Source organism: Melioribacteraceae bacterium (assembly GCA_035362835.1).
GTDB lineage: Bacteria > Bacteroidota > Ignavibacteria > Ignavibacteriales > Melioribacteraceae > DSXH01.
In genome coordinates, this window is record DAOSDY010000002.1 from 777,903 (window position 1) to 790,354 (window position 12,452).

General features: G+C 39.4%; 13 protein-coding genes. 3 read left to right on the forward strand and 10 right to left on the reverse strand.

All coding sequences use genetic code 11. The features are described from left to right. Positions 1-73: 73 nt before the first annotated feature. From PLZ15_10650 to PLZ15_10670, 5 genes are all read right to left on the reverse strand, one after another. Positions 74-661 (reverse strand): acyltransferase, encoded by a 588-nt coding sequence (locus PLZ15_10650; protein ID HOI30203.1) that lies wholly within the window; start codon positions 659-661, stop codon positions 74-76. Positions 662-711: 50 nt separating this feature from the next. Next, positions 712-1,152, reverse strand: coding sequence for a four helix bundle protein (locus PLZ15_10655; protein HOI30204.1), 441 nt, complete (start codon positions 1,150-1,152; stop codon positions 712-714). 63 nt (positions 1,153-1,215) lie between these two features. Next, positions 1,216-2,136, reverse strand: a complete 921-nt coding sequence (locus PLZ15_10660) for a Gfo/Idh/MocA family oxidoreductase (GenBank protein HOI30205.1) — start codon at positions 2,134-2,136, stop codon at positions 1,216-1,218. 318 nt (positions 2,137-2,454) lie between these two features. Beyond that, positions 2,455-4,524 (reverse strand): SUMF1/EgtB/PvdO family nonheme iron enzyme, encoded by a 2,070-nt coding sequence (locus PLZ15_10665; protein ID HOI30206.1) that lies wholly within the window; start codon positions 4,522-4,524, stop codon positions 2,455-2,457. A 555-nt stretch (positions 4,525-5,079) separates the two neighbouring features. Then, entirely contained in the window at positions 5,080-5,676 is a 597-nt protein-coding gene (locus PLZ15_10670) for a sugar transferase (GenBank protein ID HOI30207.1), read from the reverse strand. Positions 5,677-5,688: 12 nt separating this feature from the next. Here PLZ15_10670 and PLZ15_10675 point away from each other — a divergent pair, with 12 nt between their 5' ends. Then, complete coding sequence (locus PLZ15_10675) at positions 5,689-5,928, forward strand: hypothetical protein (GenBank protein HOI30208.1); 240 nt, start codon at positions 5,689-5,691, stop codon at positions 5,926-5,928. A gap of 398 nt (positions 5,929-6,326) precedes the next feature. Next, positions 6,327-6,857, forward strand: a complete 531-nt coding sequence (locus tag PLZ15_10680) for a hypothetical protein (GenBank protein ID HOI30209.1) — start codon at positions 6,327-6,329, stop codon at positions 6,855-6,857. A 262-nt stretch (positions 6,858-7,119) separates the two neighbouring features. Here the strand turns inward: PLZ15_10680 and PLZ15_10685 are convergent, their stop codons facing one another. From PLZ15_10685 to PLZ15_10695, 3 genes are all read right to left on the reverse strand, one after another. After that, positions 7,120-7,404: a type II toxin-antitoxin system mRNA interferase toxin, RelE/StbE family gene (locus PLZ15_10685; GenBank protein HOI30210.1), complete on the reverse strand. Its 285-nt coding sequence runs from the start codon at positions 7,402-7,404 to the stop codon at positions 7,120-7,122. Further along, the gene (locus tag PLZ15_10690; GenBank protein ID HOI30211.1) at positions 7,404-7,619 is read right to left on the reverse strand and encodes a hypothetical protein; all 216 of its coding nucleotides are present in this window, start codon (positions 7,617-7,619) and stop codon (positions 7,404-7,406) included. The genes PLZ15_10685 and PLZ15_10690 overlap by 1 nt, the downstream gene beginning before the upstream one ends. A 367-nt stretch (positions 7,620-7,986) precedes the next feature. Beyond that, positions 7,987-8,685: a YjbH domain-containing protein gene (locus PLZ15_10695; GenBank protein ID HOI30212.1), complete on the reverse strand. Its 699-nt coding sequence runs from the start codon at positions 8,683-8,685 to the stop codon at positions 7,987-7,989. Between the two features lie 10 nt (positions 8,686-8,695). Between PLZ15_10695 and PLZ15_10700 the strand changes: the two genes are divergently transcribed. Then, positions 8,696-9,928, forward strand: coding sequence for an O-antigen ligase family protein (locus PLZ15_10700; protein ID HOI30213.1), 1,233 nt, complete (start codon positions 8,696-8,698; stop codon positions 9,926-9,928). 67 nt (positions 9,929-9,995) lie between these two features. Here the strand turns inward: PLZ15_10700 and PLZ15_10705 are convergent, their stop codons facing one another. Beyond that, the gene (locus tag PLZ15_10705; GenBank protein HOI30214.1) at positions 9,996-10,367 is read right to left on the reverse strand and encodes a four helix bundle protein; all 372 of its coding nucleotides are present in this window, start codon (positions 10,365-10,367) and stop codon (positions 9,996-9,998) included. A 71-nt stretch (positions 10,368-10,438) separates the two neighbouring features. Next, on the reverse strand, positions 10,439-12,367 hold the full coding sequence (locus PLZ15_10710; protein ID HOI30215.1) for a sugar transferase: 1,929 nt from the start codon (positions 12,365-12,367) through the stop codon (positions 10,439-10,441). Between the last annotated feature and the right edge of the window lie 85 nt (positions 12,368-12,452).

The window sequence follows — 12,452 nt, forward strand, 5'->3', positions numbered from 1 at the left end:
TTTGAAGCGGGAAATTGTTAATTAAGAATCAATTAGACAATTCAACAGTTCAACAATTCAACAGGAATATTTGTTACCCGGTTATATCAGTCACGAGGTTATTCTCAAGTTTATATTTCCGGTTTGATTTGGGGCAGGATGCCAAACCATTCTTATCGAAATGAAGCCGCTGCCCGGCTTCGCTCATCCAGCCTATGATCTTTGCCGGATTACCGACTACAAGAGCGTAATCTGGGATATCCTTTGTAACAACGGCGCCGGCACCTACAAAAGAAAACCGGCCGATGGTTACACCGCATACAATTGTAGAATTAGCACCAAGCGATGCGCCTTCCCTAACAAGTGTTTTTACGTAATACTTTGCACCTACCTGAGGGTATTTGCTTCGGGGATCTACAATATTTGTAAAGACCATCGACGGTCCGCAGAATACATAGTCCTCCAGCGTTACGCCTTCATAGACCGAAACGTTGTTCTGAATCTTAACATAATTACCTATTACAACATTATTGCCGACGTTTACATTCTGTCCGAGCACACAATTCTTTCCGATCTTCGCACCGGACTGAACGTGGGAGAAGTGCCAGATTTTTGTCCCTTCGCCAATTTCTACATTATCGTCGATGTAGGATGATTCGTGTACAAAGTATTTCAGGTTCATATTCTAATTCCTCCTGGAATATTGGAAGAATGGAATATTGATGGAATTGATTAATCAATAATTTCCAGCCAATTTCCGGATTGCCGCTTTCTATTTAGAGATTTTATTAACGCTACTAACTTGTTTTCAACTTTATAATGATATTCATCAAGTGAATTATAATCATCAGTGGTAATTAGATTTACCCTGTGAAGTCCAATTATTCTAGTCAATAGTTCACCCAATGAACCCAACGCCACATTTAAAAAGTAAAGATATTCATTAATAGATTTTCTGCAATAACCTTCGGCGATATTAGCGGAAACTGATTGAGCAGCATCGATAATTTGACTTCTACTTTTTAAATCAAGGCTGCTGATTCTGGAAATACATTTATAAACCAACTCGAACAAATTAACAGCATCATTCCAGACTTCCAACTTCATATAACCGCGGTTAAGATTTCTTTTGAATTTTTCTGACAACCTGTTCTCCCCCATTCCATCCATCATTCCAATATTCCATTACTCCTTCATATCACCATCAACACAATTATTATCTTTAAAATAAACTAATCACTTGAACTTCTTTGCTTTCTCTCTAATCTTCTGAACGAGCTCAATTGAAGGACGGCTATCATTAATTCCGAATCCCCCGCCGGATAAAACATTCTTATATACTTCTGTGTGGAGATCTGTGAATCCTTCGGTAAACTCGATCTCTTTGCCGTCAATCTTAATTGAACGGTAGGTTCTTTTGTTATTCTTTAATGCTTCTTCCGGAAGATCGCGCGGATCAATTGAAAGGAACCAATCAACATCGGCATTTTTAAGGCTTAATGTTCCGCCCATCTTATTATCCATTGCCAGATTTAGCGAGAATTCTTCAACATCTCCGAAGAGCCAGATTAAAAGATCGAAGAAGTGGATGCCGATATTGGTTGCTATTCCCCCTGACTTCTGAATATCCCCTTTCCAGGAGAAGTTGTACCAGAGTCCGCGGGATGTAATATATTTTAACGTAACCCGGTGTTTAGTTTCTGGTTTGTGGTTCTTGGTTAGTAGATTTTTTTTGAGTTCAATTATAGATGGATGAAGGCGAAGCTGCAGTACGGTATAAATTTTCTGTTGAAATTCTTTTTCTAATGCTTCTAGTGCATCAAGATTCCAGGGATTTAAGACTAACGGTTTTTCGCAGATGGCATCGGCACCCACGCGGAGAGCAAACCTGATATGGGCATCATGAAGATTATTCGGTGAACAGATCGAGACGTAATCGAGCTTAAAATCCGATTCTTTACGTTTAAGCATTTCTATATGGCGGTCGAAGCGTTCGAACTCGGTAAAGAAGGCGGTATCCGGGAAAAACTGGTCGAGTATTCCAACGGAATCATGCGGATCCAGAGCCGCAACGAGATTGCTGCCGGTCTCTTTAATTGCTTTGAGGTGCCGGGGAGCGATATATCCGGCTACTCCGGTAAGTGCGAAGTTTTTCATGAATAGAAGATAAGAACTTAAGCGGAGAGATGGTATATGCGGGGGCAGAAAGTATCAAGTTCGTTTAAATGCAATTGGGATTGGAATTATGGAATGGTTGAATAATGGGCGGATGGTGGCCGTATGCTTGGATGCTTGGAGGGGTGCTGGGCGGGGTGCGTGGTTCTTAGTAAAGAGAAAGTAACAAAGTTACAAGGTGACAAGGAAGTGATGGGTGATCTGTGAACTGTAATCGGATGAATAAAGACGGATGACGGAGTAGAATTGATTGAGTGCTTAGATGCTTATGTGGTTGAGTTATTGAAGTGTTGAATTGATTTATTTATTAGAAAGATCCTTTACACATCGGAAGCCGAAATAATTATCATAAGTATCAGGATCATAATGGTTGCGGAGTGTTATCCGGCACCCGAGTTCATTTACATTCCATGACCCTCCGCGGAGGACTTTGAAATTACCCTTTTTGCCGCCTGAAGGATTATTAATGTCTGAGGAATCATAAGGTGAATACCAGTCGCTACACCATTCGAGAACATTGCCGCACATATCATATATACCAAGTTCATTTGGCGATTTAGTTCCGATTGGATTAGTCCGCAGATCAGAATTGGCAGAATACCAGGCAACATCATTCAGGTTATTACTGCCAGCGAATTTATATTTTTTAGATTTAGTTCCGCCGCGTGAAGCAAATTCCCACTCGGCTTCAGTAGGCAGCCTCTTTCCGGCCCATTCAGCATAATCGTATGCATCCTGCCAGCTTATATTAACCACCGGATGGTCATCAATCCATCCCCATTCAGGCACCGGGGGCATGCGGCGCCCTTTTGAATTGCAGAATTCACGGAATTGCTTTACAGTGACCGGGAATTTATCTATCAGAAAACTTTTCACTTCAACTTTTCTTACCGGTTTTTCATCTGCAAAATCCAGACTTCCCATTTCAAAACTTCCGCCATCAACTAAAACCATCTCCCCTTTCTTTAATTTTTCCTCCTGAATCAGTTTTAGTTTATTGATATTCTCGATAATATTATTCCACTGATAGACAGGATTTTCTTTTTTATCCCAGAGAGCAGATTTCCGGCAGAGAACCAGAGCCTCATCAAACTTTCTTTCTTCAACCAGTTTTTTAATCTCTTCATAATAGACAGATGCCTGTTTCTTTCTGATATTCAATTCAACTTCTTTTCTTCTTTTCTCATCGATCAGATAGATCAAATCAGAGATTGTGCCGATACGGTTCTTCTTGTCCCTTGTAAGACATTTCATAGCAATGGGAGCAACGTCGTGTTTGCTTTTGAGAGGAGAGATTTCGATTAACGGATTAAGTTTTTTTTCTTTAATCAATTTAGCCGATCCGCTATAAGGAAGGTCGCCGTCGATCATTTCATATAAGATCATTCCGAGTGAATAGATATCTGCCTCTTTGCCAACATCTTTCCAGCGAGCGGCCATAATCTGTTCAGGGGCCATATAAGCGGGAGTTCCTACACCGTCGTGGAGAATTTCCAGATTCTCCATTCCTATACCGCGTGCAAGTCCAAAATCGCTAATCTTAACCTTCCATTTCTGGGAGAGGTCTTTGAAATTTTTATTTTTTATTAACAGGATATTTTCCGGTTTGAGGTCAAGGTGAATAAGTCCCGCCTGATGAATTGCCTCAACGCCGAGACATGCCTGCTTAAATATTTCGAGTCCTTCTTCCAGGCGGTCTTCAATGTGTCCGGAGGTTTCAACAAGCCAGTTACGGAGACTCATATCGGCCAGTTCCATCGGATAGATGACAATTGTCTGTTCTTTTGATAAAGCGATCTGGGGCTGATAAGCTTTGATTACGTGTTCAACATTATCGAGTCGGTCGCGCGACTCGAACTCAAGAAGTATATTGTTGATTGAATCCTTTGTGATGTAAGGAAGAGTCTTTAAGGCCATGGTTCTTTCTGTAATCTTATCGAAGACCTCGTAGACACTTCCGAAACCTCCCTGCCCTATTTTGCTTTTAACAAGATACCGCTCGGCAATCAGTTCATTTATCTGCAGTTCAACATTTTTTATCGGGGCAGTTTTTTCTTTTATGTCGCTTAAACTGCTGCTGTGATTAGTCTGGTGTGGCGTACGGCTGCCGTGCGGAGTGCGTCCGTTTGTAACAGTATTACCCGTAGGAGTTTTGCACGAAGGACAAATCTGCCAGGTTCCCTTAATCTCCTTTCCGCACTGTCGGCATTTACTGATCTGGATAATAGGCTCGAGGCAATTAGGACAGATATCCCAATCGGATGAAATCTCCTCACCGCAGGATTTACAGTACAGGTTTAAGTCCACATTAAGGCCATTATCTTTGATAGTTATACTTTCTTTTTTAGACGCCCTGAAGAATACTGCCAAATAATAATACCTTTTCAGCAATATATGTGTGTAATGGGTCACACGGTTGAGGTGGGTGAAAGAAAGTGAAGAGTAAACTGTAATCTGTGATCGGTGAACTGTAAAGGAATGAGCAGGAAAAATGGAATGTTGGAATAATGGGTGGATAGTGGCCGTATGCTTGATTGCTTTGGTGATTGGTTGATTGGAGGAGTGTTCGTGGTGCTTAGTTCGTAGTTCTTAGTTAAGAGAAAGTGACAAAGTTACAGAGTGACAAGGTGACAAAGGAGGGTGAATCTATGACAGAAGACGGAGGACAGAGGTCTGAGGACGGATAGGGTTGATGGATGGATTTAGGAAAAATGGAATAATGGAATGGTGGAATAGTGGGTGGATGGTGGCCGTATGCTTGAATGCTTGGATGCTTGATTGATTGGATGATTGATTGGAGGGTTGAAGGGGCGCGGGGCAAGTGTAGTTCTTGGTTCTTAGTTGCTTAGTTCTTGGTTACTCGGTCTTCTGTACGCTGCATTCTGTCATGAAAGAATGGCCACGAATTTCACTTATTTACACTAATCATTCTGTATTCAATGTATTAGATTTATTTAATCTTAAAAACTGACGGATCGTCATTGCTACTATTTTTAAATCAAGCCATAACGACCAGTTATCAATATACCACAAATCATATTCGGTACGTTTTTGCATTTCTGTTAAATCTGATGTCCTCCCTTTCAAACCATTTACCTGAGCCCAGCCTGTAATACCGGGTCTAATAATGTGACGCTTCATATAATCTGCCAGCTCGTCCTTCAGGATTAAATTCTCGGCTTCATCATGAGGACGGGGACCAACAACAGACATATCCCCTCTTAATACATTAAAGAATTGAGGCAGCTCATCAATATTAAATTTTCTTAAGAAAAAGCCGAACGCCGTAAGACGCGGATCACCCTTTAGTGTTATTCTATGTCCATTATTGTTCTCTCCAGGAATCATCGAACGGAATTTATAACAGTAGAACGGCTTCCCTTTCATGCCCCATCTTTTGCCTTTATAAAATATCGGTCCGGGATTAAATATTTTTTGCAGCATAAAAATTATCGGGAAGAACCATGAGAAGACTAAAAGGATTAAAGTAATAGATAGTATGAGATCGAAAGATCTTTTCAAGAGTTTCCATTTATGATTTTTTGGTTCAGCAATCATTACGGAGAGGAAACATATTTGTTTTATGATAATATAAAAACTTTAATTATTAGAATAAACAGGTTAAGTAATGGCTGCTGGTGGTGGATGGAGGAAAATTGGAATAATGGAATGGTGGAAGAATGTGTGGATGAACGCCGTATGCTTGATTGCTTGAATGCTTGGTTGATTGGAGGATTGAAAGGGTGCGGGGCAAGTTTAGTTCTAGGTTCGTAGTTCTTAGTTAAGAGAAAGTGACAAAGTTACAAAGTGACAAGGAAGTGATGGGTGTTCAGTGAACAGTAATGGGATGACAGAAGGCTGAGGACAGAGGTCTGAGGGAGGAGAGAGTTGATGGAAGGATTTAGGAATATTGGAATAATGGAATTTTGGGTGGATGGTGGCCGTTTGCTTGATTGCTTGGATGCTTGATTGATTGGATGATTGAGAGATGTTAGAGATACTATAGAAACTGATACTAAACTTATATATAGTATTAGTTATAACTATTTATTATTTTACTATTAGTTTACTGTTTCTTTACCACAAAAAAAGGAGGATTGTCAGCTTTAATGCATTACAGAGGGGTATTTTTCCTTTATACTTATATTTTTTATATTACAAGGATATATAACATGCATGAGGAAGCAGAACGAGAAAAATTTGTAATGCTTAGAGCCAGCGGATTATCTTATGAACAGATCCGTTTGAGAACAAAGATATCAAAACCGACACTGATAAAATGGGATAAGGAGTTCAGGGAGGAGATAATCAAGTATCAGAAGGAGCGTACAAATGAATTACTTTCGGTACTATTAAACGATTCCATGAATTATTTGAAGGAGATGCTTTCAGAGAGGAATAAAGCATTTGCTCATTTTAAGAAGATAAGCTACGATAAGTTATCTAAGAATGAGCTTGTTAATATTATCTCTAAACTGGATTCGCTGATCAATAAGAATCTGGAATACTTAAGCGCAACGGATATTAATTTGAATCTGGGTGTAAACAGTCCGTACAGGTTAAATGCAACAGCGGAGGCTTATAAGTCAGAAGCGCCAGAGGAAATAACATTACGTGTAAGACGGATATGCGAGTTTGATGACCCGCCAACGGAACGGATCACTGAGAGTAAGATTCCTGCGAAAGGGGTGGGAAGATTTTGAATGCGTGTGCGGGGCGGGGTTTGGTTGTATTGAAGGAGGACGGAGAAGGATTGCTTGGGTATGGGTTGTTCTTAGTTCGTGGTTCTTAGTTCGTTGTTTTTGGTTAAGGAGTTAACTATAAAACAAGGAACAGGGATAATGGAGTTGTGGAATAATGGGTGGATGGTGGGCGTATGCTTGATTGCTTTGGTGTTTGGTTGATTGGCGATTGTTCGTGGTGCTTAGTTGTTATTTAGTTTGTTACAATGTTACAAGAAAGCTATCAATAGACTTCATCATGAGAGCCGATATTAATTAGAAGAATCTCACTTAGACCTGTTTCCGGATTATGAATTAAATCGAAGACAATTCTTACTTCACGGGTTACTGAGCAGGCATAAACTCCTTCCAATAATCCTTTTAACTTATGGGTCTTTAATGAAGGTTCAAATGGATCGGCTTCCAGAAATTTCAATGTATTAATTATTCTATCCTGCAGATCAGGCTGATATTTAATAATCTTCTTAAAAGCACGCTTAAAAGAAGATGACCAGTTGAGGACTATCATTATTTTTCAGCATCTTTAAGAAAATCTTCTACAGAACCTCTTCCAGATCTGCCTGAATAATATTCTTCCCTGCTTTCTCTAATAGTGTCTGATATTTCCTTCCGTCTTTCCTCAATAACACGCTTATAAATGAGGTTAGAAATCATTAATTGATCTTCCAGAGAAAGCTTCGAAACAGATTCCAGGAAGTCATTGATTATATTTTTTGTCTGCATGTTAATTACCTAATGATTTCAATTACAACTTACTAAGATTGATGCTAAATAACAATTCAGAGTGTGTAAAATGGAATGGTGGAATGATGGGTGGTTCGTTCGTGGTGAAAGAGTAAACAGTAATCGGTGAACAGAAGTCGGAAGACAGAGGACGGATAGGGTTGATGGATGGATTTAGGAATATTGGAATAATGGAATATTGGGGGGATGGTGGCAGTATGCTTGAGTGCTTGAGTGCTTAGGTGGTTGAAGGGGTGCGGGCGCGGGGCGGGATTTGTTACTTTGTTTCCTTGTTACTATGTCACTGGTTACTCGTTACTGTTCACTCATTACTGATTTCCCGTCACGCGTTACTGATTACACATCTTCACAGCACAAAACTGACCGAGGCGCCGCCGGAGAAATGCTTCATGTCCATAAAACCGCCGAGGAGTTTGATATGGTTGAATAAAGTTATACGCATACCGGCATTGAAACGCTCGGCATCGTACTCCCCCATCAACTCTAACATTTCAATCAGTGTTACGGAAAAACCGCCGAAGATACCGACGTACTGGTGATCGGCCGCATCGATAATATCGGATCCGTAACCTAATGTAAAATGAATCCGGTTAAACGGAGAGTTGAAATTAAAGTTCTTAGAAATTACAAGATAAGTCGACGTGAAATGTTTTGCACTTGGGTCTGTGCTATAAGGATTATGGAGACCGAGTGTGATTGAAGGAAGATTATTAGTCTCGTCAAAGAACCTTATCCTTCCGCTGAACATGCGATCCATTACATGTCCCCGCTCGTACGGATAATTGAGCTGACGTGTAATCCTGAAAGAAGCTTCAATAAAAGGAAGAAAACTAATCGTAATGAACGGAGCAATTACATCTCTAACACCGTTTGAATACTTGAGATGATTCCTTTCGAGGTAATTAGCGCCTAAATAGATGGTGCCGTCCGCGGCAAGATCCGCAGTTGGGATATTAAAAAGTCCTGTCATCCCGTTGAGCGACTGTCCTCTCGTAACAGAGACAGAAGCTAAGATGACAATAAACAGTACTTTTATTAATTTCATTTAGAGATATTTGGTCAAATTGGAAAATCTTAAGAGTAAAATAGGGATTTTTCTTCTTATTGCCTCCTTTCTATTGAACCTGATCACTTCAGGAATATCAAATTATTCACTCAATTCCGTTCTTTTTAAAATAATTTCAGGGATTACAAGCGGAATTGTAATTTTATTCTTTTTTAAGAATGAGCTGAAAGAACTCCTCCGCACTATTAAGAAATCTGCTGTTTTTTTAGCTGCATTGTTTATTCTATACATGTCGGTGAGCCTATTATGGTCTAGCAATCCCGGTTTCGGAGCGGAGAAGGTGATACATTTTGTGATTGGAAACGGGCCCTTAGTTCTGGGTATTGGGTTGATACTGGGTATTAAAGTAGTAAGTAGACAGTATTCAGAAGGCAGTGGGCAGTCTTCATTCGGCAGTGAGCAGTTGGCAGGCGGGGTGGTAATTATTGGAGTTATTGCTTGTACCATTGCAATTCTTCTCGATCCGTTCAATCCGAGTATCCCCTATTCATTTGAACTTACCAGGTGGAGTCATGTCGCATTCGGAAGGTTTACTGGACTGGCGCTTTTAATAACTTATCTATACTATCAGAATGCAGATAACCGTGAAAGGAAATTATCAGCGCTGTTACTGACGTTACTTTTCACTTATTCAATTATAAGTTCCGGCTACAGGGGCGGATTGATAGCCGCAATTTTAGCAATAAGCGCCGATACTTTTTTCAGAATAATCAGGCATCCTGAAATCCGGCTCCGCGCAATAATAAACTACATAAGTATAGCAGCGATAGTTTTATTAAGTTTTTTTATCATGAGCTGGAATAATGGAATGATGGAAAGGTGGAATAATCTTTCAGTATTAGCGGGTAACGAGGTGAATGTTGACAATTCAATCAATTCAAGGATTGAAGGATACAGTGTTGCTTGGAGAATGTTTAAAGAGAATCCCCTTACCGGATCCGGGCTGGGAAGTTTTAACGGGAGTAATTACGGGAGTGAAATCGGAAGGGAAATTAAATATCCGCATAATATTATTCTGGAATTGCTTTGCGAGTTGGGGTTAATAGGATTAGGGTTTTTGATAGTTTATACCGGTGCTGTTATCAGAGTTTTATTACAGTGGAGGAAGGATTTGCTGATAATTTTTGTATTTGGAATTTTGTTGGCAATGTTTGGGAAGGATATGAGCAGCAATGGATTGGTGTGGGTTTTTGCAGGAATGGTAGTAAAGGAAAGGTCATAGGTGATAGGTCATGGGCGAGAGGTCATAGGTCATAGGTCATTCATGGGTGATAGGTCATAGATGATTGTTAGGGTTTGGATTTAAGGGATTTGATTAAACCGTTTATCATTTTCACAATTTCAGTACCTTCATTTTCCAAATCATTCAGCTTTTGAACATCAATCCACTTCATCTGGCAGAAAAGATTCAATAATGTAATTGTTTCAAAAGCCGAACCTCTAGCAATATATAAGAAGTGAAGATATTCTTTTTTTGAAAACCTTCCGTTACCTTCGCTGATATTCATAGGTACTGAAGCTGCAGAAGATTCAATCTGCTCAAATAAACGGAAATGTTTTCTATCAGTATTAAGAGAATCAATTAAGAGGATAATGTTACAGGACCAACTTAGAGCTTTTTGCCATACTGTAAGGTTTTTAAAACTAATTACATTTTCCATTTTCCCCCTAACTATAACCTATCTACTATAAGCTAGCAACTATGAGCTATCAGCTATAACCTACTCCCCCTCTACCCGCTCCGTGCTTTTCGCACTAATATATTATACCAGGCCTTGAAGAAATATCTGATATCCGTGAACAAAGGATTCTTTTCGTAGCTATCGAGGTATTTCGATTCAGAAGCTGCTATTTCATCAATAGTCTTTGGAAGGTCTGCATAGTAAGGCGGAACGAGGCCGGGTTTGTACTTTATACGGCGTTTTTTAAGGTCTTCGGGATAGAGACTGAAATAATGGGAACTCAGGGGCCGGACGCCTACAAGTTTTAACTGGCCTTTGAAGAAATTTATAAACATCGGGAATTCATCGAGCCAGAATCTCCTTAAAACTCTTCCCCAGCTGGTTATTCTAAAATCATCCTTGAACTTCCCCCCTTCTTTCAGATTTGCCTTTTCAAAAACAAAATTTTGAAGATATTCAGAGTAAGGATACATCGTCCGAAACTTGTAAACATAGAATGTTTTGCCGTGAAGACCGATTCTTTTAAGTTTTATAAAAGGTCCGTAAGATGGGTTTGTATCCTGTGAAGGCTCCCGTTTTTTAACCGCGATAAGATAGACCAGGTTTCCGATCTGTTTAAAATTGATCAGGTCAAAACCGCAGAAGTAGATCCTTCCAATTATTTCGGGAAGGGACAATGCACGGTTTTTCCCTTTTGTCAAACCGAAATAGATATTTTTAAGGAAGGGCATTTTGGGGAAAAAGCGTTTCCAGATAAAATCGAAGAAATAGAAGATATATGCAAAATAGAAAGGATACTTTTTAAAAAACCGCTCCCTCCTTAGGCTGAGAGGTTCAACTGCGCCTACAAAAACTCCTCCGTCAATAAGTTTTTGATTGACCTTTTTAAGGTACTTATTGATCCTCTGAATATCATTCAGTTCGCGGAGGTTCATATAGAACTCGAGCTTATTCTCGGGCATCACCTCAATGTTAAAAACATCGGATGACTTGATCATATATGAATTTCGTACATCGAATGTAAGGAAGTCGAGGTGCTCCTCAAGGAAATTATAAATCTCCTTATGCTTCTTAAGGTATACAGTAAGAAGCTGTTCAGAGAGATAATGATTGAAAGGATTTCCTTTAATGCCGTATTTAGCTGGATAATTGCCATTAGATCTCATCATTGGTTCATCAAGGAGAGAAGTTGCTTTTAGAAACTTTGTGGCAGGCTCGTCAGTCCTGGACTGGCTTCTGTATAGGTAATAGATACTGTTAATAATTACAGCATGGATGGAAAAAATTAATGCAATGTATAACGGATAGATAGTGCTCAGGTTTTCGGGGATTAGGATATAGACCATAAAAGAGACAAAGGCAATAAAAATGATATATCCCTTTATTCTTCTCCATATAAAATACCAGTAATTCAATGAGGACCTGTGTGCCTCGAAATGGTGAGTAAATACCGAGGAAGCAATCCAGAAAATTAAAAGGAACGCAGTGGAATAAGTCTTATATTCTATTCGAACTGAACTATATGTGAAGTAGGTAATGACAATGATAAAGAGGATTAGAAGGAATTCTGAAACAAAAAGACCGGGTGAAAAATTGAACTTTATTTTGAATGGATTCTCAAAAATTAAACCGAATTTTATAATTCTGATAAACAGCTCAATTGAGAATCCGAGCAGAAATGTTCCGCTTATTACGAGTCGTGATGGGAAAGAATCTGCAACCAGGTTAAAATAAATAGTAATAATGCCGATTGAAAGAATAAGCGACCTGAAAATAGGTTGGGCTCCCTCTATCACTTTGCGTTTAGACGTGATTCCGTATTTGCCTGTTATAAGCGAAGAGAAAAGAACGGTGAGAAGTATTATAGCATGATACGGAGTATATGCGGAATATACTTGTACTTCACCGAGCTTAATAGTCTCGATCAGTTTGAATGAAAGAGTATAAATGAGTAAGTCGGTAATTAGTTTAATTAGCATAATTGAAAATTATGAATAATAGTGACAAAGTTACAAAGGAACAAAGTGACAAGGAAGGTAATGGGTGATCGGTGAACAGTAATCG

Coding starts and splice junctions, on each gene's coding strand:
- PLZ15_10650 (HOI30203.1), bottom strand. CDS start 661: ATGAACCTGAAATACTTTGTACACGAATCATCCTACATCGACGATAAT.
- PLZ15_10655 (HOI30204.1), bottom strand. CDS start 1,152: ATGATGGATGGAATGGGGGAGAACAGGTTGTCAGAAAAATTCAAAAGA.
- PLZ15_10660 (HOI30205.1), bottom strand. CDS start 2,136: ATGAAAAACTTCGCACTTACCGGAGTAGCCGGATATATCGCTCCCCGG.
- PLZ15_10675 (HOI30208.1), top strand. CDS start 5,689: ATGATTTTTTGGTTCAGCAATCATTACGGAGAGGAAACATATTTGTTT.
- PLZ15_10680 (HOI30209.1), top strand. CDS start 6,327: ATGCATGAGGAAGCAGAACGAGAAAAATTTGTAATGCTTAGAGCCAGC.
- PLZ15_10685 (HOI30210.1), bottom strand. CDS start 7,404: ATGATAGTCCTCAACTGGTCATCTTCTTTTAAGCGTGCTTTTAAGAAG.
- PLZ15_10690 (HOI30211.1), bottom strand. CDS start 7,619: ATGCAGACAAAAAATATAATCAATGACTTCCTGGAATCTGTTTCGAAG.
- PLZ15_10695 (HOI30212.1), bottom strand. CDS start 8,685: ATGAAATTAATAAAAGTACTGTTTATTGTCATCTTAGCTTCTGTCTCT.
- PLZ15_10705 (HOI30214.1), bottom strand. CDS start 10,367: ATGGAAAATGTAATTAGTTTTAAAAACCTTACAGTATGGCAAAAAGCT.
- PLZ15_10710 (HOI30215.1), bottom strand. CDS start 12,367: ATGCTAATTAAACTAATTACCGACTTACTCATTTATACTCTTTCATTC.